Annotated in this window: 18 protein-coding genes; 9 read left to right on the top strand and 9 right to left on the bottom strand. The window is 58.4% G+C overall.

The window, feature by feature from the left end:
* Positions 1-21: 21 nt before the first annotated feature.
* Positions 22-1,536 carry a hypothetical protein gene (locus ACZ5WW_RS23680; RefSeq protein WP_377163588.1) on the top strand — a complete coding sequence of 505 codons (1,515 nt, stop codon included), beginning with the start codon at positions 22-24 and terminating at the stop codon, positions 1,534-1,536.
* Positions 1,537-1,641: 105 nt separating this feature from the next.
* The gene (locus tag ACZ5WW_RS23675) at positions 1,642-2,274 is read left to right on the top strand and encodes an NAD(P)H-dependent oxidoreductase (RefSeq protein ID WP_377163586.1); all 633 of its coding nucleotides are present in this window, start codon (positions 1,642-1,644) and stop codon (positions 2,272-2,274) included.
* 4 nt (positions 2,275-2,278) lie between these two features.
* Here the strand turns inward: ACZ5WW_RS23675 and ACZ5WW_RS23670 are convergent, their stop codons facing one another.
* From ACZ5WW_RS23670 to ACZ5WW_RS23645, 6 genes are all read right to left on the bottom strand, one after another.
* Positions 2,279-2,947, bottom strand: a complete 669-nt coding sequence (locus ACZ5WW_RS23670) for a L,D-transpeptidase family protein (protein ID WP_377163584.1) — start codon at positions 2,945-2,947, stop codon at positions 2,279-2,281.
* Between the two features lie 403 nt (positions 2,948-3,350).
* Positions 3,351-4,379, bottom strand: a complete 1,029-nt coding sequence (locus tag ACZ5WW_RS23665) for a sugar phosphate isomerase/epimerase family protein (protein WP_377163582.1) — start codon at positions 4,377-4,379, stop codon at positions 3,351-3,353.
* 102 nt (positions 4,380-4,481) lie between these two features.
* Entirely contained in the window at positions 4,482-6,065 is a 1,584-nt protein-coding gene (locus tag ACZ5WW_RS23660; protein ID WP_377163580.1) for a sulfatase family protein, read from the bottom strand.
* Positions 6,066-6,087: 22 nt separating this feature from the next.
* Positions 6,088-6,324: a hypothetical protein gene (locus tag ACZ5WW_RS23655; protein ID WP_377163578.1), complete on the bottom strand. Its 237-nt coding sequence runs from the start codon at positions 6,322-6,324 to the stop codon at positions 6,088-6,090.
* A gap of 2 nt (positions 6,325-6,326) precedes the next feature.
* Positions 6,327-7,475: a hypothetical protein gene (locus ACZ5WW_RS23650; RefSeq protein WP_377163576.1), complete on the bottom strand. Its 1,149-nt coding sequence runs from the start codon at positions 7,473-7,475 to the stop codon at positions 6,327-6,329.
* A gap of 200 nt (positions 7,476-7,675) precedes the next feature.
* Complete coding sequence (locus ACZ5WW_RS23645) at positions 7,676-9,550, bottom strand: alpha/beta hydrolase-fold protein (protein WP_377163573.1); 1,875 nt, start codon at positions 9,548-9,550, stop codon at positions 7,676-7,678.
* Positions 9,551-9,668: 118 nt separating this feature from the next.
* Between ACZ5WW_RS23645 and ACZ5WW_RS23640 the strand changes: the two genes are divergently transcribed.
* The 7 genes from ACZ5WW_RS23640 to lpxB all read left to right on the top strand — a co-directional run bounded on the left by ACZ5WW_RS23640 (position 9,669) and on the right by lpxB (position 17,569).
* Positions 9,669-10,382 carry a hypothetical protein gene (locus ACZ5WW_RS23640; RefSeq protein WP_377163571.1) on the top strand — a complete coding sequence of 238 codons (714 nt, stop codon included), beginning with the start codon at positions 9,669-9,671 and terminating at the stop codon, positions 10,380-10,382.
* Positions 10,379-11,866, top strand: coding sequence for a hypothetical protein (locus tag ACZ5WW_RS23635; RefSeq protein ID WP_377163569.1), 1,488 nt, complete (start codon positions 10,379-10,381; stop codon positions 11,864-11,866). Before ACZ5WW_RS23640 ends, ACZ5WW_RS23635 begins: the two co-directional genes overlap by 4 nt.
* On the top strand, positions 11,863-12,633 hold the full coding sequence (locus ACZ5WW_RS23630; RefSeq protein ID WP_377163566.1) for a hypothetical protein: 771 nt from the start codon (positions 11,863-11,865) through the stop codon (positions 12,631-12,633). Before ACZ5WW_RS23635 ends, ACZ5WW_RS23630 begins: the two co-directional genes overlap by 4 nt.
* A 4-nt stretch (positions 12,634-12,637) precedes the next feature.
* Positions 12,638-13,951, top strand: a complete 1,314-nt coding sequence (locus tag ACZ5WW_RS23625; protein ID WP_377163564.1) for a polysaccharide deacetylase family protein — start codon at positions 12,638-12,640, stop codon at positions 13,949-13,951.
* Positions 13,952-14,041: 90 nt separating this feature from the next.
* Positions 14,042-15,475, top strand: coding sequence for a signal recognition particle protein (gene ffh, locus ACZ5WW_RS23620; RefSeq protein WP_377163562.1), 1,434 nt, complete (start codon positions 14,042-14,044; stop codon positions 15,473-15,475).
* Between the two features lie 22 nt (positions 15,476-15,497).
* On the top strand, positions 15,498-16,451 hold the full coding sequence (locus tag ACZ5WW_RS23615; RefSeq protein WP_377163560.1) for a Gfo/Idh/MocA family oxidoreductase: 954 nt from the start codon (positions 15,498-15,500) through the stop codon (positions 16,449-16,451).
* Positions 16,448-17,569: a lipid-A-disaccharide synthase gene (gene lpxB / locus ACZ5WW_RS23610; RefSeq protein WP_377163558.1), complete on the top strand. Its 1,122-nt coding sequence runs from the start codon at positions 16,448-16,450 to the stop codon at positions 17,567-17,569. Before ACZ5WW_RS23615 ends, lpxB begins: the two co-directional genes overlap by 4 nt.
* Before the next feature lie 68 nt (positions 17,570-17,637).
* Here lpxB and ACZ5WW_RS23605 read toward each other — a convergent pair whose 3' ends face one another.
* The 3 genes from ACZ5WW_RS23605 to lptE are packed head-to-tail and all read right to left on the bottom strand — an operon-like array spanning position 17,638 to position 21,485.
* Positions 17,638-20,100, bottom strand: a complete 2,463-nt coding sequence (locus tag ACZ5WW_RS23605; protein ID WP_377163556.1) for a glycogen/starch/alpha-glucan phosphorylase — start codon at positions 20,098-20,100, stop codon at positions 17,638-17,640.
* A gap of 23 nt (positions 20,101-20,123) precedes the next feature.
* Positions 20,124-20,903 carry a 16S rRNA (cytidine(1402)-2'-O)-methyltransferase gene (gene rsmI, locus ACZ5WW_RS23600; RefSeq protein ID WP_377163554.1) on the bottom strand — a complete coding sequence of 260 codons (780 nt, stop codon included), beginning with the start codon at positions 20,901-20,903 and terminating at the stop codon, positions 20,124-20,126.
* Positions 20,904-20,918: 15 nt separating this feature from the next.
* Entirely contained in the window at positions 20,919-21,485 is a 567-nt protein-coding gene (gene lptE, locus ACZ5WW_RS23595) for an LPS assembly lipoprotein LptE (RefSeq protein ID WP_377163551.1), read from the bottom strand.
* Position 21,486 lies beyond the last annotated feature (1 nt).

The raw sequence follows: 21,486 nt of genomic DNA, 5'->3' as shown, positions 1-21,486 counted from the left end.
CGCAATGAGCGTAGTCCAGTCATGCGACTTTGCTTTCTCCCTCTCTTTGCCAGTCTTTTTGCTCTGAAGCTAAACGCCCTGCCGCCTGCCCCCACCTCCAGCATCAAGGCAGGCTTTGCGGAGCGGGACATCACGCCAGACATCGGCATGGAACAGCCGGGAGGCTACGGCAAAAGCTATCACCGCACCTTTCACGACGCCTGCAAGGTGCGCGTGGCCCTGTTTGATGACGGTAAGAAAACGGCTGTTGTCATAGGCCTCGACTCCCTTGTCGTGCCTCGTCAGGTGGTGCTGGACGCCCGCGAACAAATTGAAAAAGCCACAGGCATCACTGGAGACGCGGTTCTCATAGGAGCCTCTCATTCGCACAGCTCAGGCCCTGTGGGCATGGTCATGCCGGGAGAATATGACACCGCCTCAGATCTGGTGAAGAAGCTGGCCTATGAAGAATCTTCCTGTGCTGATCCCGGCTACCTGCTGCGACTGACCCATGAGATTGTGTCCGGAGTCGTGGCCGCGAATCAAAGCAAAGTGCCCGTTTTGCTGAGCTGCGGCTTTGGCCATGAGGACAAGGTGGCATTCAACCGAAGGCTGCGCATGAAAAACGGTCAGAGCTGGAGCCACCCCCGCCCTGGCAATCCCGAGATCCTGGAATATGCAGGCCCAATCGATCCGCAGGTTGGCGTCATCGGTGCCTGGGACCTGCAGGGGCAGCTTGTGGGCGTCGTGGTCAACTATGCCTGCCATGCCACCACCAACCCAGGCGGCATTTCTGCCAACTGGATCCAATATCTTGAAAAGACCATCCAGGGCGGCCTGGATACACATGCCCCGGTTGTCTTCATGCAGGGAGCCTGTGGGGACATCACACAAGTGGATAACCTCAGCCCATACCAGAATCCAAAACCCGAGGAATGGAGCCGCCTTGTCGGCGGACGTGTCGGGGCCGAGGCCATCCGTGTTCTGCTGGCCATGCCCAAAATCAGCACTGCGCCCATCGAAACGCGCCAGGAAGTCCTGAAAATCAAACGCCGTCCCCCTTCACCACAGCGGGTGGCAAAAAGCCTCGCTCTTGCCAGCCTGCCCCGCCCTGCCGGAGACACGACGGACTACCTTTTTGCCAAGGAAATTCTTTTGCTGGACCACCTGAACAAGACAATGCCTGTCGTCGATTGCGAAGTGCAATGCATCAAAGTCGGTCCGGCATGCTTCGTTTCCAATCCCGCCGAATATTTCGTCCAGTATGGGCTCGACATCAAAAAGGGCAGCCAGCATGCCTTCACTTTTCCATGTGAGCTTTCCAACGGCATCGTTGGCTACGTCCCCACAGAAGAAGCCTTCGGCCCGCACGGCGGCGGTTATGAAACCAGGCTCACGGCTTACTCCAACCTCGAAATCACCGCCGGGACACAGATGGCCAAAAAGGGCGTCGAACTGGCGAATCAAATGACCGCAGAACCCCGCCCCGAACCGCCCAAAGCACCTCCTTTCAGCCAGCCCTGGACCTACGGGAATGTGCCGCCAGAGCTGGAGTGAAGAGTTTATGCGCAGCACACAGCTTCTGGCTGCATGAGTCGGTTATGCCCATCGTCAACTTTTCGGCTTTAAACCTGAAACTTGTCACTTCATAGTCGCGCCTCCATGACTCCCGCTGAACTCCTCTCTGCTCTCCAATGGCGCTACGCTACCAAGGTCTTCGATTCCACAAAGAAGATCCCTGCTGAAACTTGGGCGGCTCTGGAGGAATCCCTGGTGCTCACGCCATCGAGTTTTGGCCTGCAGCCCTGGAAGTTTATTGTGGTGCAGGATCAGGAACTGCGTGAAAAGCTCGTCGCTCACGCATGGCGGCAACGCCAGGTGGCTGACTGCTCCCACCTGGTTGTGATGGCCACCAAGCGCAGCATGGGCGAGACCGAAATCGACGCAAATATCACACGCATGATCGAAGTGCGCGGAGGCACTCCAGAAGCACTGGCAGGTTTCCGCAAAATGCTCATTGGCACGCTGCAGCAGGGCTACATGACCCAGGAGTGGGCCAAAATGCAGGCCTACATCGCCCTAGGCCAGTTCATGGCTGTGGCGGCCATGCTGGGCATCGACACCTGCCCAATGGAAGGCTTCGTCCCTGAAAAGTTTGATGAAGTCCTGGGACTGACCGCGCAGGGGTTTACGACTGCCGTGCTCTGCCCTGCAGGCTATCGTCATGTCGACGACCGGTATGCCTCACTGCCAAAAGTGCGCTTCAAGAACAGTGACGTGATCGAGCACCGTTAGGGCTTCAAGGTTGCTGCACAAGCTGCACGAGGCACGGGCACGCGGAAGGCTCCAGCCAAGCAAGAACGCTGCGCAGATGCGCCTCAGACATGGCGGTGCAACCCGCAGTCGGCACCTCACTCCCCTGCCAGAGGTGCATGAATATGCATGAGCCAAGCCCCGGTTTGTTGTACGGATTGTGCGCGATGACGGCTCCCAGTTTGTAACAGCCGATGCCGGGAACCATGCTTTCGGGGCCCTCCCAGTCGCAGGCAGTGCTGCGATCATCAACAATCTGGTTGTAGTGCCGGGAGCGCACATCATCGATGCCCCAGTGATGCTTGGTGCAGTGAAGGTATGGCAGCTTGATCCAGCCAGGCCGCGTCTCATCACCAAACGCCTGGGTGATGCGAAAAACCCCGGCCGGAGCGCAACCATCCCCCTCCTGCTTGACGCGCCAGCCAGCAGGGACCGCAAGCTTGAATTCACCATGCCCCCACGCCATGCCATTGCGCCCGACGCGCACAGGAATGGAGCCGCTTGCAGCCAGCCATTCATCTTTGGAATTGCGCTCGAGCAGCCTCATTTCCGCAGCCGACGTGCGCTGATCGGCCGCAGTCACATAAATCACCTGCCTGCATTCCGGCGGCAGCACTGCGACTATTTCAGGGCTCAGGTGGACAGGAGTGATCATGCGCGCACAGGAGGCGAGCACGAGGGGTATGACAAGAAAACGATGCATAGCGCCCATCTATCAGCAGCCATTAAGCAAGGTGGCGCCACTCATGGTGCTTTAGGGTTGGCTTCGGTCTCGCCTGGCTTGGCGGGCGCTTTGTGCGGGGCATTCTTTTCCTCATTGTCATTGGCCAGCTTCCCGACATTGCATGCATCTGGATTTCCCCCGATGCCCGCCTTCTCTCCAGCTGCATTTTCATCTTGGGCCTTGGTAAACCATGGAACAGCAAGGCAGAAAGATGGATAAGCTGGCGCGTGCGCATACACGCGAGGCTAACACAGGGGCAGCGCTCCCTGACAAGACCAAAAAAACGCCGCAGAGTTTCCTCTGCGGCGCTGCCAGAAGGATCTGATCAGAGCTGTTACCAGCCGTGGGCATCACGCACTTTGATCATGGCGGCAAGGATCTTGTTCCAGGTGTCTGGAGTTTCGAGCACCGCATTGGGGAACATGCAGCCGTCCCAGCAAATGTGCTGGATGCCACGTGCAGCAGCATCCTTGAGCCAGTAGCCGGAGGCCTTCGTGATGTCGAGCTTGCCGTTAGGATCATCAGCACGGCAGTGCTTGCCGGTCTTGTCGTGTGAGCCTGCGCCGTGCACTGTGCCGTCGTTTTGAGCCACATGGAAATCGATGGTCCATGGGCGAAGGGCGTCGGTCATCTTTTCATAGGCGGCCCAGAACTCGGCGTCGCTGTAGCCTTCCTTGAGCAGGGCATGCTCGGGGGCGTTGTAGCCGAGGGTGTAGAGGTAGGTGTGGGCGAGGTCGGCCTGGAAGCCGAGTGCGTTTGGCATGCCGACGCCTTCGAGGACGTCGAGCATGTCCTTCCAAGAGTGCATGCCGGCCCAGCAGATTTCACCTTCGGCGGCAAGGCGCTCGCCATTGTCTGCGGCGATCTGGGCGGCCTTCTTGAAGGTGTCCACAATGCGGGCGGTGTTGGCCTTGGGGTTTTCACGCCACTTGGCCACGCCAAACTCAGCGGAGTCGATGCGAATCACACCGTACTTGCGCACACCGTGGTTGTTGAAGATCTTGGCAATGCGGCAGGCCATCTTCACAGCACTCAGGAACTTTTCCTGCTGCGCGTCGTCGCCCATGGCGGAATCACCGACGGTGCCGGGCCAGACGGGCGCCACAAGGGAACCGACGCTGAAGCCCTTGCCGGCGATCAGGTCGGCAATTTTTTTGATCTCATCATCGCTGGCCTCAGGATTGGTATGCGGCAAAAACAGGAAGTAGTCGATGCCCTCAAATTTCTGGCCGTTCACATTCGCTGCGGCAGTGAGGTCCAGCATCTTTTCCAGGCTGATCGGTGGTTCCTGGCCTTCGCCATCGCCTTTGCCGACGAGTCCGGGCCACATTGCATTGTGAAGTTTAGGAGATGAGTAGCTCATGATGTTTGCTTGGTTTGGGAAGCGAGCGCCGAGGTTAGCGGGATGGTTTGGGAAAGCACGTAAAAAAGTGACGTGATTTCACCGGGGCAGGCCTGGGACAGATCACTTCGCCTTTTTCTTTGCCTTGCCCTTCGGCTGGGCGGCGGGGGCGGGCTTGCGCAGGACGACGGGAACGGCGTTTTGCTGCACCGTACCGGGCGTGCTTCGGCCGCTGGTGACGATCTGTTCGAGTTCGGCAGTCATCCTGGTCACGATCTCGGGGTTCCTGCCCTGCAAGTTGTCCTTCTCAGCGATGTCGGTCTTCAGATTGTAGAGTTGGGTATCGGGCAGGCCTTTCTCTCCGGGGCTGCCTGGCCGGGGATCACTCCAGCCGCCGGAGCCGGCACAGAGTTCGAGTTTCCAGTCGCCTTCACGGAGCGCGAAGGAGCCGTTGATCGAATGGTGGATCACGCTCTGGCGCACGGGTTTGCCGGATTCCCCCAGCAGTGCTGGAAGGATGCTGAAGCTGTCTTCGGCAGCGTTCTCGGGCAGTTTCACGCCGACGGCATCCGCAGCCGTGGCCATGAAGTCGGTGAGGCAGACGATCTGCGCGGAGGTCTGGCCGCCTTTGACCTTGGCAGGCCAGCGAACAATGAAGGGCACACGATGACCACCGTCAAAGATATCCGCCTTGTGGCCGCGCATGTTGTAGCTGGGGTTGTGACCTGCGGCGAGAAGCTTGGGATAGTCCGCGCTGGGCGAGCAACCATTGTCACTCGTAACGATGATCAGCGTGTCCTTGGCGATGCCGGCATCTTCCGTGGCCTGCATGATCTGGCCGATGGCGTCATCTGTTTCCATGACAAAGTCCGCATACAGGCTGATACCGCTTTTGCCCTGCCATTTTTCGCTGGGCAGGATGGGCGTGTGGGGGGAGTTGAGAGGCATGTAGAGGAAAAAAGGCGTTCCCGCTTTCGCTTTTGCCTCAACGATTTTTTTCGCCTCGCGGGTGAAGGTGGGCAGCACGTCTTCACCACGGAAGCCGGGGGAGCCCGGGCCTTCGCGAGTGTAGCCCATGCGACCGCCTGCATTCATCGCAAGCTTCATTTTTTCCGTGGGATTGGCTACCACATGATCGTTTTCAATGAAGCAGTAAGGCACCATGTCGAGCGAGGCGCTGATGCCAAAGTAGGTGTCAAAGCCGACGCTAGTGGGGCCGTTGGTGATGGGCTTGGTGTAGTCCACGTTGTTCACTTGATCAGCCTTTTCAATATTGAGCTCCTCGGTGGGCCCGGTGCGCACCCAGTCCATGCCCAGATGCCATTTGCCCACGCAATGCGTCGAGTAGCCCTGCTCTTTGAGCATGCCGGCCACCGTCATTCGCCCCTGCTCGATCAGCCTGGGGCTTAGCCCGCCAAGAACACCGCTCTGCAGCTTGGAACGCCAGGCATAACGCCCCGTAATGACTCCATACCGTGTCGGTGTACAGACACTGGAGCCGGAATGGGCGTCAGTGAAAATCATCCCCTCTTTGGCGAGCCGGTCAAAACTCGGCGTGGCGATCTTCCCATCTGGATTGAGGCACTTCACATCGCCATAACCTAGGTCATCACAGAGGATGAAAATGATGTTGGGCTTGTCGCCGGCAATGGCAGAGGCGGCGAAAGCAAGACACAGCAGGGTTGTGAGGGAAAAGAGGCGGCTCATGGTTGAACCGACTTCAACGCGCTCAGCCCTCCGAGCTATCGAGATATTCCAAGGCCTTTGAGAAACTGGCCTGGGTGAGGAAATGATTCAGCCGTGGAGGGAGCTGTGCGCGCAGCCTGAGATGCTCAGCACCCAGCTCTTCCGAAACCTTTTTCAACGCCTCCAGGTGCGCCGCAGAGTCACGATCCCGAAACTCATGGTCGGCTATGAACTCTAGGCGACGCTGCAGGAGAGTGCGCAATATATCAAAGGATGACATGCCTACATGTTCTTGAGGCGGAAGTAACTCACCACCAATTTTTCTCCCGGTTCAACCTGAAAGGAATACTGCTTGAGCAGGTCCGTCAGAGTTTCGAGCATCCAAGGATACGTAAATGTGGCCCCGTTTTTGGTGTAGAAAATGTCATCAGCCAAATACACGGCCGAATGAACAACGTTTCCGGAGGGCTTGGAAAACAAGGCGATGTCTCCGTAGCGCGGGTCTCCCGCAGCAGGAGCGTAATCGGCCTTCAGCTTCTCCATGAAATGCGCCGGGTCTCCCAACTGCTGGTCAGGCACATCCTGGAAGAAATTGAACGAAGACCAGTGGCAGTCGCGCACCGGAGCTGGACCGTTCAATGGATTGTCCGGTGTGGGATACACAAACATCTGAGATGAGGGCTGGGGAGGCAGTACATTGATGATGCCCAGCGTCCCGCCGGTGGGAGAATCGGCAATAGATTCGAAAATGGTACGCACATCGGTGCCGCGGATGCCTTTCCCCCAGTAATTTGCCATGGCGCTGACATCCGCACCATGATTGATGAGGAGCCGCATGGTCAGGGTGCGCTGGCACGTGAGCCCGCGCATAAAATCCCTCTTCTCCTCATAGGTGGGCAGCTGCGCCAGCACGACGGAGAGGCCGCTGAAGACGAGATAGTCCCCGTGCTCGCAGCAGAGCTGCTTGAAGAGCATGAGCGTGTGCTCACCATGGTGTGAGCCCCCGAAGCGATCCCCCAAAGTGTCCTTGTGGATGAAGGTGATCTGCCCACGGTTTTCCGGATATTGCAACAGAGCCTGATACAGCTTTTTGCGTGGCCCGGCAGGCAGTGCCAGGAGAGTCTGGGCAGATGGAATCATTTCCATGCCCCCGGGATTTTGCACCAACACCGCCGGCTCCATCAATTCCGCCTGCAAGTGTGCCGGCATGCCTGTGGATGCCAGCACACGCTCCACATCGTTGTAGCGGGCGTTGGGAAAGACCCAGCGGGTGCCATTTTCCTCCAGCCTTCGAAGCGGCAGCAATTCCTCGGGGGCGGAGATGGTGAACGCCGTGGAATAAACGCTTCCCCAGGGACCAGGACGCAAGGGCTTGCCAAGAGCAACCGCCGCCACGACGCCAGATCCCTCGGCATGATCGTACCATTTCATCAGCAGAGCCCCCAGCAGGACGCCTATCGTGAGTAAAGCGGCAGGCGCGAACTTTTTCTTTAAATTTGAGTCTGACTTTGGCGGCGCTGCTTCTGTTCTCGGCATTCAGATTTTAGGGGCAGACTCCATCGCACAGAAAGCCCCTGCTTCAAATCTCAAACTGCTGTATTTTTGCCATTTCGTAGGGCAAGCAGAGCGCATCAGAGCTTCGGCTTTGGCGGGGTGACCGGGGCCATCTGGCCGCTGACGATGCCGTGGGCCTTGGTGGGACGTTTGTATATGGCATTTCCGCAGGCGATGAAAAGCTCGCTCAGATCTTTGCCGCCGAAACAGATGTCCTTCGGCTCATCCGGTGTCTGGATGATGAAGTTCACGCGGCCCGCCTGATCGCAGACCTGGATGCCAAGCGAGGTGGCGACGTAGAGCCAGCCGTTGGTGTCCACGCACATGGCACGGACTGTCACACGAGACATCAGGCCGTAAGGGTCTTCAGTGAGATAAAAATGCTGTGCATGATCAAACAGCGGCGGCTCAGATCGGAGATGGAGGCAGTCAATACGTCCACCTGGCCCCGCGACGTAAAACAGGGTTTGATCGGGGGAGAGGCAGACTTCTCCTGCAGACGTTCTCAGCACTCCACTGTGAAGCTCCTGACCATGACGATAATGATAGCTTCCATCGCCATCCACTCTGCCGATCAGCGCATCATTATTTCCTGCGAAGTACAAGCGGCCTGAGCTGTCACAGCAAATGCCCTGGTGCCTGGTGGAAGGAGGATCGTATTTGTTGCCCTTGTCTCCGAATTCGATCTCTCGTTCCACCTTGCCGTCCCGGGAGACATCCACGATCCGGGCGGCTTTGCTGGGATGCCGGGCATTAAAGAAGAGGCGCAGACGGTTTTCCGGACCGGCTGTGAAGCCCGCAAGAGCGCCAGCCACCTGCATTTTGACTTCGTCTTTTTCCCCTGAAACGCCAAGCCGGCTGAAGCGCAGGGTATTCTCCTCCAGTGAGCGCTGCCGGACAAAGACTGTACCATCAGCAAAAGCGGCCATTTCAGAAATCAGTGACGATTCTTCCGAGCCGCTTTTTTCGGGATCGTTCAGGACGTCCTGCCACTCCCCTTCCCCGACCACCTCATAGCCTTTCCACTTCGACTCTGCTTGGACATTCGCTTTGACTTCGATGTTTGCCTGCCAGTCACGCCAGAGCCAGCGGAGGACGTCTGGGAAGATCTGGGTGGCATGTTTGGCGTTATGTCCACCTTCCCCCCAGGCATGGTTCACATCGTAGCCGGCCCAGACCAGGCTGCGCTCCATCATCTGGTTGGCCATCCACCAGTCGCCGCAGTAGAGATTGTTGTCTCCAGTGCCAGACTGAAGGAAGACGCGCAGGGGCTTGGGCTCAAATTTGCGCACCAGCACAGGGAGCTGGTCGGCCCCGTGAATGCCGACGTAGGTTCCCACGCCGGTGAAGACCCGGCGAAAGCGGTCCGGGCGGTGCCATGCGACCATGAAGGCACAGATGCCGCCGCTGCTGTTGCCAGAGATGGCAGTGTGATTGGGGTCGGTGCTCAGCTTGATGCCGTGCTTTGCCTCAATGGCGGGCAGAAATTCGTCGATGAGGAACTCCGAGTAGGCAGGTGTGATGCTGTCGTACTCGTAGCTGCGGTTGTAGCGCGGCAGGGCCTTGTCATTTGCCGCAGGGACGACGCCGGGCTTGATGAAAATGCCAACGAGCGGCGGGATGTCATTTTGCGCGATGAGATTGTCGAAAACGACGGGAGCCTGATAAATGACGCCGTCTTGAAAGACCATGAAGGCTGCGGGTTTCGACTTGTCGAAACCCGCAGGGAGGTAGATTTGGTATTCGCGCGTGGTTCCGGGGAAAACGCTTCCCTCCCCGCCGGAGTAGTCTCCCTTGAGCATGTCGCCTTTGGGGGCGCTAGGCTGTGGCTTTGAGTCTTCAGAAAGTGGGAACTCCGGCTCTGCACTGAAGACTGCCTGGGAAAATAGTAAGAAGGCGAGGAAAGAACGCATCTGAGCATGCTGGCAGATGCAGCCGCAGGCTGCCAGCATGATTTTTCAGATGGTTGGATGAATAGAACACCTATTTCGAGACTATGAGTTCGGGCTTGTTTCACCGTGCGGTCCGGCTAGCATGAGACAGTTTGTTTCACCCCCCTCATCTCTCCATTTGAAACTCGGTTTCGTTCTCGCATGCACAGTCGTCTGCGCGGGGCTTGCCATGTCGGCCCCGGTGGCGGAGAAGCGCACGGACGACCCCGGGGCGAGTGCTGAGATTGCCCTGCTGCGGCTGAACTATGAGCGTGAGCTGATTGAAGCGAGCCTGGCCCCGGTAAAAGAGCAGATCACCACACTCGGGGCCTTGGAAAAACAGTTTGCCGCTGACCGTGACTACGATGATGCCATCACCGCGCGCGATGAACGCAAGCGTCTGCAAAACGAACTGGCCCGGCTGGACAAAGAGCTGCTCCTGCTGCAGACCCGTGAACAGACACTCAGAGCTTCACTGCTGCCTGAGCGCATCAAACTTCCCCTCGACAATGCCAGCCTGAGCGGCCTTCGGCTTGAGGGCGGGGCCATCACAGGATGGTCCAAAGTCGGAGCTTCCGCCACCTGGAAGCTGCCAGACCTGCCCCCCGGGGGATATGAGGTGATGCTGCGCTACCGCTGCGGCACTGCGGAGGGAGGCAAACTGCTGATCAAAGAAACACGCTTCACCCTGACCACGAGCATTGAAACCACTCTGAAAGGCCCCGAAGAACGCAGTGCTGGCACCCTCAAAGTCAGTGATGGCTCAGGAACGCTGACGCTTTCCGCCGCAGCACTGATCACTGACAATCTCATGCAACTGCTGGCCCTGGAACTCGTGCCAGCCACCCGATGAAAGCCCGCCTGCCAGCCGTGATTTTCCTCCTGCATGCCTGCACTGCATTGCTGGCGCAGGAGCCTGCGGCACTGACTGCAACACGCGCGGCCTTCATGCGGCAGGTGATGGCAGACTCCCAGCTGCTGACACAGCAGTACGAGCGTGCACTGGCCAAGGTGGAGTCCGAAGTGGCCGCCACAGGAGATTATGAAGAAGCGCGGGCAATCCGCCAGAGGCGGCAGCAGCTGCAGGCCCTGTATGCCGGGACGGTGTCCAGCCTGGCCACCCCTCTTCCCCTGACCCTGGCGCGAATGATGGGCTCCGCCCAGGCTGCCGGGGAAACACTAGGCGGCTGGCGCTCAGGCGGCAGCGGAGCGGAGTGGCAGAATTTCCGCCTGCTGCCAGGCAGCTATCATCTCGAATTCGAAGCCAATATGAGCGATGCGCCTGTGGCAGGCAGCATCTATGCGTCCTCCAAGTTTCAGCCGCAGCAGAGCGCCTTGTTTGAATTTGATGAGGTCACGCTGCTGGGCACAGCCACGGAGAATCGCCGGACATTCGAAATCGCACGCAGCACGGATGAAACCACGTTCACCACCGTGCGTGTCGGCCCTCTGACATTCAGCCGCAATCCTGTCACACTGCGTTTCACAGCTACGGATGGCTATCCCGCGAACATCATCCGTATTCGCAACCTGCGGCTCGTCCCCGTCACGGAAACGGCAAGCGCCAGCCCCGCCCCGATCCCGAAAACGGGCTCGGCAACGGCGATGCAGCAGGCCAGCATGACTTTGAAAGAAGCGATCGAAAACGCAAAAAAAACGGCGACCGCCAACTATCTCGATGAGCTCAATGATCTCGCAGTGACGAAACCCGAGTTGAAAGGGCAGGTCGATGCTGAAATACGCAGAATGAAGCGGTTGGGTGAGCAAAAAACCGGCCAAAGCGGCATCAACGCCATCACTGCAACCAGCGGGGGCTTCGGTGGCTTTGAAGACATCAGCGATGCGCGTCTCGCGGATGAGGAACCAGCCTCCGGTGAACGCTTCAAGGTTGTACATGAAGGCCGCACCCTGCCGGTGCGCCTGCTATGGGTCGACTGTGCTCCTGTCGAAGAGGATGACGAAAACGCAGTGAAACGCTTTGCCAAACATTTCAGCATCGAAAATGAGGACGTGATAGCCGTGGGACGAACCGCGCGTGAATTCACCTCAAGCTACCTGCGGGACAAACCGCTGCGCCTGCTGATCCGCCCGGATCGAGACAAAGACGGCACCATGGCCGCTCTTCTGTTCCTGCCCAATGTGGGCCTTTACCAAAACGTCCTCGTCAATCACGGGCTGGCCGCTGTCGTGATACCCGCGCGAGATCAGCAGCGCAATGCCATGGAGCGGGCCTTCCTCTCCACCCTGACCACGCTCGAAAACACAGCCAGGAAACGCAAACCAGCCCCGGGCGCCTGGGCGCTCTCAGCGGAAACTCAGGGAGGGAAGCAGCCATGAAGCCTGTTTGGGTTTGGATACTTTCCGCCGGACTGGCGCTGCTGTCTGGCCCAGCCAGTGCGCAGCAGCCAGAACCTTCCTCGGCCCCCGCCGCACCGGCGGCTACGGCACGCCTGCAGCAGATGGAAGGCATTTATCAGAAAGAGCTCAGCGCGCGGCACATTCCTTTGCTGGGAAAATATCTCCTCGAACTGCAAAGGCAGGCAGCCACCGCCGCTGACAAGTCTGCCTACAATGCTGAGATCGCGCGCATCCAGCAGATCATCAGCGCCGGCGGAGTGCTGGACCTGATCGCCACTCAGCAGGCTCAGTCCGGCACCATGCCAATGCCTGCACCGGCACCCGCTCCGACGCCGACCGAGCAGAAAAATGCGCTCATTGCCCTTTCCCCCGCGCTGGCTCAGGAGATCACTCCCAAAGTTTCGGCAGATGCGCCGACTGCCACAGTCGGCGAGATCGCCTGGCGCCTCGAATTCATTGCAGCAGGCACCTACGACATCCTGCTGCATTACGCCTGCCCAGATCTTGAGAAACCGCTCAAGATCGTGGTCAAATGCAACGGCCAGACACTCGAAAAAGAACTGGAGGTCGAACAAGTGACCAAAGATGGGCAAACCTTCCGGATACTGAGACTGGGCAGCCTCACCTTGACCAGTGACCTTCGTGGAGAAACACTGCGCCTTGCTGCAGGCGACGGCACCAAACCGCAAGTCATTGTCAAAAGCCTGCTCATCACCCGGCCGCGCCCCCCTGCCATCCATCCCTAGCGCCATGCGTTCTGCTTTTCAGTTTCTTATCGTCATACTTCTTCTCGGCACCCTGCCTGGCTGCAAACGCATTGAAGCCAAACTGCGCCGCCTGGCAGAGCAAAGCGGCGTCACGCCAAAACCGCCGCCGCCCAAGCCTGAAGAGCCTGCGCTGACCCCGGAAGAACAGGCGATCGAGAAAAAGCTGCAGGAGAGCGCACTGCTGAATGCTGCCGCACCGGCGCCAGAGATTCCGGAGGCTCCTGCATTCGAACTCAACAAATCCTCGGTCGTCTCCATCCTCGGCTACCACGATTTCCGAGATCGCGGAGGCAGCCCCATGCTTATCGCCGCCCCAAAGTTCAGAGCCCAGATGCAGGCCATCAAGGATTCAAAGATCCCTGTCATTTCGCTCAGTGAAATGATGGCCTGGAAGCGGGGTGAAAAAAACATCCCTGAAGAAGCCATCGTCATCACCATGGATGACGGCTGGGAGGGCGTGTACACCTATGCCTATCCTGTGCTGAAGGAGTTTGGCTTTCCCTTCACCATTTACCTTTACAAAAATTATGTCGGCGGCGCCGGCCGCTCCATGAGCTGGGAGCAAATCAAAGAGATGATGCAGCACGGCTGTGAAGTGGGCAGCCACAGCGTGTCTCATGCAAGCCTCAAGAGCCCCCCGAAAAATCTGAAATCAGACGCTGACAGGCAGCAGTGGGTCCTCAGCGAACTCAAGGACTCCCGTGACTTTCTGGAGCAGAACCTGCACATCAAATGCCTCTCCTTTGCCTACCCCTACGGCAACTTTGACGATGCCATTCAGGAGACGGGCCTGCAGATTGGCTACGAATCTCTCGTCACGGTCAACGGCCAGAAAGTGAGCTGGGACACCCCCAATGGCAAGCTGGGCCGCTACATTGTGCATGGCGACAACGACATCAATTTTAAGCTCGCGACCAGCTTCAGGGGCCGCGGAGATGTCGGATCCAGCAAAATTCTCGTCGCTGACGCCAAGGACGACAAAGGAGAGCAGCTCATCCAGCTCAAACCCAAACCAGACTCCGTCATCACTGAGCGCCGTCCGCTCGTCGAAGCTGACCTGAAAAAAATAGGCACCATCCTGCCTGAGAGCATCAAGCTGCGAATCGCAGGTCTCGGCACCGTCCCCGTGGACTATGATCCGGCCACCATGGTCGTGCGCTTCCAGTTCCCCTACAAGCTGCGCAGAGAAGACTGCGCCCTCAGCCTCAGCTTCCAGCGGGGGGCCACCCAGCCGGCCGAAGTCGTGAGCTGGCGCTTCAAGATTGACCTGGAAGCCGCCTACCAGCCCGTCCAATAGCTAACTTCCACGTCTGATTAGCCCCGCCTTCGCAGTTGCCATATGAAGGCTGCTGCCGACTATCCAGCGCCCCATTTCTCCCTCCTCCCGATGTTCTCCGCCCTCTCTGAAAAACTCGAAAGCGCCTTCAAAAAACTGCGCGGCCAGGCCCGCATCAGTGAATCCAATGTCAGCGACGCCATGCAGGACATCCGCATGGCCCTGCTGGAGGCGGATGTGGACTTCAAGGTGACCAAGGACCTGGTGGAAACGGTGACCAAGCAGTCCGTGGGCTCGGAGGTGCTGCTCAAGGTCTCCCCAGGGCAGCAAATCGTCAAAATTTTCCACGATGAGCTGGTGAAGCTTTTGGGCAGCGAGTCCAGCGCGCTCAATCTGGAGCCGCCACAGCGCATTCTGATGACTGGCCTCAATGGCGCCGGCAAAACTACCACTTCGGCCAAACTCGCCAACTGGCTCAAGAAACAGGGCCGCCGCCCATTGCTGCTGGCCCTGGATTTGTACCGGCCGGCCGCCGTCAAGCAGCTGCAGGTGCTGGGCCAGCAGCTCAATGTGCCCGTTTTTGCCCCAGCCGAGGGGGAGACTGATCCGGTGAGGGCCGCCAAAGCTGCCATGGTGTGGCTCAAGGAGCAAGGCAACGGGGTGGCTATCTTTGACACCGCGGGGCGACAGGATCTGGATGAAGAGCTGCTGGCAGAACTCAAACGCGTGCGCGCCGTAGTGGAGCCCAACGAAATCCTTCTGGTGGCTGATGCTGCCACAGGTCAGCAGGCGGTGAGCGTCGCCCAGAAATTCAATGCCGCTGTCGGCATCACCGGTCTCATCATGACCAAGCTGGATGGTGACGCCCGAGGCGGTGCCCTGCTGTCCATGCGCCAGGTCACCGGCTGCGCAGTCAAATTCCTCGGTGTGGGTGAAAAGATCGACCAGCTGGAAATCTTCCACCCGGACCGCATGGCCCAGCGCATCCTCGGCATGGGCGATGTCGTCGGCCTCGTGGAAAAAGCAGCGGAAGAAATTGACGAGAAGGAGGCCATGAAACTGGCCGCCCGCATGCAGTCGAACAAATTCGATTTCACGGACATGCTCGCGCAATTGCGCATGATGAAAAAGCTCGGCCCCATCGGCGGCATTTTGGGCATGCTCCCCGGCATGAGCAAAATGAAGGACATGATCGGCGATGATGGTGACAAGCGCATGAAACACGTGGAGGCGCTCATCCTTTCCATGACGCCCAAGGAGCGCCAGCGCCCGGAGATTATCAACGGCCAGCGCCGCAAGCGCATCTGTGCCGGTGCCGGACGCCCCGTGATGGAGATGAACCAGCTCCTCAAGCAGTTTGAGATGATGAAGAAGCTCATGAGCAACAAGGGCATGCTCACACAGCTCATGGGTGGCATGATGGGAGGCGGCGGCATGGGAGGGCCCGGAGGCATGGGCGGACTTGGCGGCCTAGGTGGCATGCTCGGCGGAGGAGGCAAGCCCCCCAAGCTGCCCCCAGGCATGAAGTTCCCAGGCAAGTTTTAATCCAGCGCTATAAGTTCGAAATATGAGTTCCCCTTTCCGTATCGGAGTCGCCGGAGTCGGCGCCATTGGCAAAAACCACGCACGCATCATGGCGGAAATCGCCGCGAAGAGCGGCGGTGCCATCGCCTTCACCGCCGTGTATGACGCCGACCCGGCACGCGCCGCCGAGTTCGCAGCGCAGTATGGCACGCATGCCGCCAGCGATCTCGCCGACTTTGCCTCCCGCGTGGATGCCGCCACCGTGGCCGTCCCGACCATCTTCCACCGCAAGGTGGCCGAGCCCCTGATGCAGGCCGGCATTCACGTCATGGTGGAAAAACCCATCAGCGAGTCCTACGCCGAGGCGCAGGCCCTCATTGAGCTGGCCAAGTCCAAGAGCGTCATCCTGCAGGTAGGCCACATCGAGCGCTTCAACCCCGTGCTACTCCAGCTGGAGCAGCGCATGGACGCCCCCCGCTTCATCGAGGCCCACCGCCTCTCCCCCTTCCCCAACCGCAGCATCGACATCGGCGTCGTGCTCGACCTCATGATCCACGACATCGAAATCGTGCTCCACCTCGTGAAGTCCGAGCTCATCCAGGTGGACGCAGTGGGCATCCCCGTGCTGACCAAGCGCGAGGACATCGCCAACGCCCGCCTCAAATTCGCCAACGGCTGCATCGCCAACATCACCGCCAGCCGCATCAGCCCGGAGAAGATGCGCAAGATCCGCGTCTTCCAGAGTTCCAGCTACCTCAGCCTCGACTATCAGGAGCAGAGCGGCTGGATCTACCGCAAGGACGGCATGCAGATCGTGCGCGAAGCTGTGGAGGTGGAGAAAGACGAACCTCTCAAGCTCGAGATCGCCGCCTTCGTGGAATGCGCCCGCCATGGCCGCCGCCCCGTCGTTACCGGCCAGGAAGGCGCAGAGGCTGTGCGCATCGCGCTGGAGATCACCGACCAGATCGAAAAGAACGCTGCTCTGAGCGCCTCATGAACCGGATCTTCATCATCGCGGGTGAGGTCAGCGGCGACACCCATGCCGCCGGCCTTCTGCGTGAATTGCAACTTTTGGAGCCCGACATGAAGGTCATCGGCCTAGGCGGCCCGAAGATGCGTGAAGTCGTCGGCGAAGGAGTTGAAGACTGGGTCGAAACTGCCGGGGTCGTGGGACTTTGGGAAGTGGTGAAAATGTACCGCTACTTCAAAGAAAAGATGGATGCCGTGCTGGACTCCATCCTCGATCAAAAACCCGAAGCGGTAATCTTGGTGGACTACCCTGGCTTCAACCTGCGTCTGGCCAAAAAACTGCGCTCAGCGGGGTACAAAGGGCGAATCCTCTATTACATCAGCCCGCAGGTATGGGCCTGGAAAAAGGGCCGGGTAAAGACCATGGCGCAGGTCCTCAATCTCATGATCTGCATCTTTCCCTTCGAGAAAGAGTTTTATGAGAAGAGCGGGCTGCGCACGGAATTCAGCGGCCACCCCATGGTGGACCGGGTGGTGACTCTGAAGCGCGACTGGAAGCGCGAGACCGGCCTCGTTGGGTGGTTTCCAGGCAGCCGCCTCAATGAAGTGCGCCGGCTGTTCCCGCTCATGATGGAGGCGGCCAAGATCATCAAACAAACCATGCCTGGCGCACGCTTTGCAGTTTCGGCCGCCAACGAAGCGCTGGCGGGCTTCATGCGCAACATGACCGATGAGCATGGAATGCCTGAGGCGAAACGCTGGATCGAGACTGGAACAGTTTATGATTTGATGCAGCGCTGCCAAGCCGGCGCGGTGGCCTCAGGAACTGCCACACTGGAAGCCGCCTGCTTTGGCCTGCCCTACACACTGATCTACAATGTCAGCTGGCCCACATACGTGATTGGGAAGCTGGTGGTGAAAATCAAGCACCTGGGCATCGTCAACATCCTGGCCCAGCGCGAAGTGGTGAAGGAACTGGTGCAAGGGGAACTCACTGCGCAAACACTCGCCGAAGCGACTCTCGAACTGCTGACCAACGACGCCAGGAGGGAGCAGTTGCAGCAAGAGCTGGCGGCAGTCGTTGCAACCCTTGGCGGCAGCGGTGCCTATGCACGCGCTGCGCAGGCAGTGCATGAGGAACTCTGAGTTCTGCTGCTTCTGACGCAGCTCTGGAGCTTTGCATGCAAGGCAAAGCTCCAGGGGCACGTGCGGCTTCAGACCCCGATCTGGGGCAGGTTCCAGACGTTTTTGGCGTATTCCAAAATCGTGCGGTCACTGCTGAACTTGCCCATGCGTGCCGTGTTGTGAATGGCCATCTTTTGCCAGCGGGGCTGGTCTCTGTAAGCCTTGTCCACTTCCGCCTGGCAGGAAGCATAACTTTCATAGTCGGCCATGACGAGGAAGGGATCACCATGGGAAAGCAGGCTGTCGCGGAACGGCTTGAATTCGTCCTGATTGCCTGTGAAGTAGTCTGAGGCGAGCCAGTCGATGCTCAGGCGCAGGTCTTCACTGGCATGATAGAAGTCCCACGGATTGTACCCCTTCGCATAAAGTTCCGTCACCTCTTCAACGGTGAGCCCGAAGATGAAGATGTTTTCCGGCCCAACTTCTTCGAGGATTTCCACGTTAGCACCGTCAAGCGTGCCGATGGTGAGCGCTCCATTGAGGGCGAGCTTCATGTTGCCAGTGCCGGAGGCTTCCTTGCCAGCTGTGGAGATCTGCTCGGAAAGATCCGCCGCAGGGATGATTCTCTCAGCAATGGAAACACCGTAGTTCGGAATGTAGATGACTTTGAGGCGGCCATTCACGCGTGGGTCGTGATTGACCTTGCTCGCAACGGCATTGATGGCGTGGATGATGTTCTTGGCCAGGTAGTACCCCGGCGCGGCCTTGGCCCCAAAGATGAAGACACGGGGAGCCATTTCAAAATTTGGATTGGCGATGATCTTCCGGTAAAGAGAAACGATATGCAGCAGGTTGAGGTGCTGGCGCTTGTACTCGTGCAGGCGTTTGATCTGCACATCAAACATGGCATCAGGACTGACGCTGACACCACAGGTGTCCTGAATGATCTTGGCAAGATGCACCTTGTGCCCCCGCTTGATGGCATGGAATCTCTCGCGGAACGAGGAGTCATCCGCAAAGCGGTCGAGCTGAATGAGCTTGGTGGAGTCTTTCAGCCAACCGGAGCCGATGGATTCGGTGATGAGCGCGGAAAGCTGCGGATTGCATACGTCCAACCAGCGGCGGAAGGTGACACCGTTGGTCAGGTTGAGGAAGCGATCAGGGTAGAGCTCAAAGAATTCGGGAAAGAGACGTTCACAAAGGAGACGTGTGTGCAGCGCGGCAACCCCGTTGGTCGCATGACTGCCCAATACGGAGAGGTGGGCCATGCGGACTTTTTTCCCGCCCGTCTCCTCGATAAGCGAAAGCGCCCGTTTTTTCTCCCCGTCACCAGGCCAGCGAGCCTCTACATCACCTTCCAAGAAGCGTTTGTTGATTTCAAAGATGATCTGCAGATGACGTGGAAGCACGCGCTCAAAGAGTGCTGCATTCCAAGTCTCAAGGGCCTCAGGCAGCAAGGTATGATTGGTGTAGGAGAAGGTCTTCTGGCAGATTTCCCACGCCTGACTCCACTCGAGCTTTTCCTCATCCACAAGGATGCGCATGAGCTCAGGAATGGCGACGGCAGGATGGGTGTCGTTGAGCTGGACGGCCGCCTTGGATGGAAACTCACTCCATGGCAGATCATAGCCAGTTTTGAAGCGCCGCACGATATCAGCGAGAGAGCAGGCCACGAAGAAGTACTGCTGAACGAGTCGAAGTTCCTTGCCGCTCTCGGTGGCGTCGTTGGGGTAGAGCACTTTGGAGACCGTTTCTGCGATGGCTTTTTCGCGCAGGGCCTCAATGTAGCTTCCCTCATTGAAGACCTTGAAGTTAAAGTCTTCATCTGCCTGAGCCTGCCAGAGGCGCAGCACATTCACGGTGTTGCTGTCATAACCGACGATGGGAATGTCCCACGGAAGACCGAGGAGGCACTTGGTCTCAACCCACTCGTGATGTGGCCGGCCGAATTCGTCAAATTTCTGGATGGTGTGGCCGTAAAGGTGGACGGTCTGCCGATAGGAGGGCCGCGCAATTTTCCAAGGGCTGCCATCGCGCATCCAGGCGTCAGGGTGCTCAACTTGCTTGCCGTTGACGAACTCCTGACGGAACAAGCCAAACTCATAGTGAATGCCATACCCAATGGCGGGCAGGTCCATGGTGCTGAGAGAATCCATGAAGCAGGCGGCCAGGCGGCCCAGACCTCCGTTGCCAAGCCCCATATCGGGCTCCTTCTGCACCAGGGAATCAAGGTCTTTGCCCATTTCAGAAAGAGCCACCTTCGTGGCTTCATAGATGCCTGAGTTGCGGAGGTTGTTTTCCAGCAGACGGCCCATGAGATACTCCAGGGAGAGATAATGCACACGGCGCACCCCCTGGGCACGATGCTGACGGCGAGACTGCGTGGCACGCTCCATGACTCGGTCACGCACCGCGAGCGAGGTGGCGACGTACCAGTCATTTTCACTGGCTGTCTCAATGTAGGCCCCCAGTGTGAAACGCAGGTGATTGGTGATCGAAAGCTTGAGACTGTCGGTGGTATTGAGAACGGCGCAGTTGGCGAGGGCTTCCATGAGATTGCTGGGTGGTGAATAATTTACCAGGTCAACCACTTGGGGGGATCGACCGGCGCGATGAGGAGGGTGATTTCTCCTTTGGGCGTCTTGGTTTGGTAATAGGATAGCAAGATGCTTGCCGGACCACGTTTGAATTCCTCAAACTTTTTTGTCAGTTCCCGTGCGACGACCACCCTGTGATCCGGCGCGGCCTCAGCCAGAATCGCCAATGTGTCGACCAGACGGTAGGGACTTTCGAAGAAAACACTGGTGCAGTCACGCTGCAGAGCCGCAGTCAGGACTGATGAGCGGGCGCCTTTTTTATGAGGAAGAAACCCGCCAAAATAGAAAGGCGTGGTGGGCAGTCCCGATGCAGCCAGCGCTGTAATGACTGCGCTAGGCCCGGGAATCCCTTCTGCATGCAAACCGGCAGCTACCACGGCTCCCACCAGCCGCTGCCCGGGATCAGACACGGTGGGCATTCCGGCATCCGAGATCAGAGCAACACTCCCCCCCTGCTTCATGTGCTCGAGGAGCTGGGGAATGCGCATTGCTTCATTATGCTCATTGAGGCTGATGAGCCTCGCACGAATGTCATGATACTTGAGCAGCATGCCTGAATGCCGTGTGTCCTCGCAGGCCACCAAGTCAGCGCAGCGGAGGGTGTCGAGGGCACGCAGAGTGATGTCGCGCATGTTCCCGATAGGGGTGGCCACCAAGTGGAGGCCGGGGGGCAGGCGCCCCGTGGCTGTCAAAGATTCCAGTGCCCCCTCGTCTGCCCTGTCGGACTGTTCTTCGGCTAAATCCTGATCCGACGACATTGCAACGGACAGGGGTTACCAGCCTTCAGAAATTTGATCTGCCAGGTTGTTGGCCAGACGCTGCGCAGCGTCCTCAAAGAGCTGGGTCTCTGACAACTGCAAATTCGCCTCGAGGATGATGTAAGAATCTGCGGTGGCAAAGCCGGAATGAAGGGTCTTTCCTGTAGCGGTGTCAGTGATTGTAAACGGGCAGACAATGGTCGCCTGAAGCTGTGAGCTGCTCAGCACATTGTTCAGATCAGAACGGAACTGAGTGCGATTGATGTTGGAGACTTTCCCCTGCAGCACAGCCTCAGCTTCGCTCTTGGCCACGATTTGATAGGAACCATGGTTTTGCAGCTGCTTGATGACAGCGTTTGTCACGAGCGAGGCAATGCGGGGCTCAAGAGTAAGATTTTCAAACGTGGGCACCGCAATCTTGGTGATATGGCGCAGGTGAACAGGTTTGTGAGCACCCAGAGTGTACCCTGCACATCCGGAGAGCATGAGGCAGCCAGCTGCCAGCAGAAGAAAAAGCGATTTCATCCAAATAATTTGAGAAGTGACCCTGCCGAGTAATGGCGTGCTGCCATGGCGGCGCAAG

The organism is Prosthecobacter fluviatilis (assembly GCF_055388355.1).
Note: the sequence above shows the minus strand (reverse complement) of the source record. Positions and strands in the feature narration are given on the sequence as shown.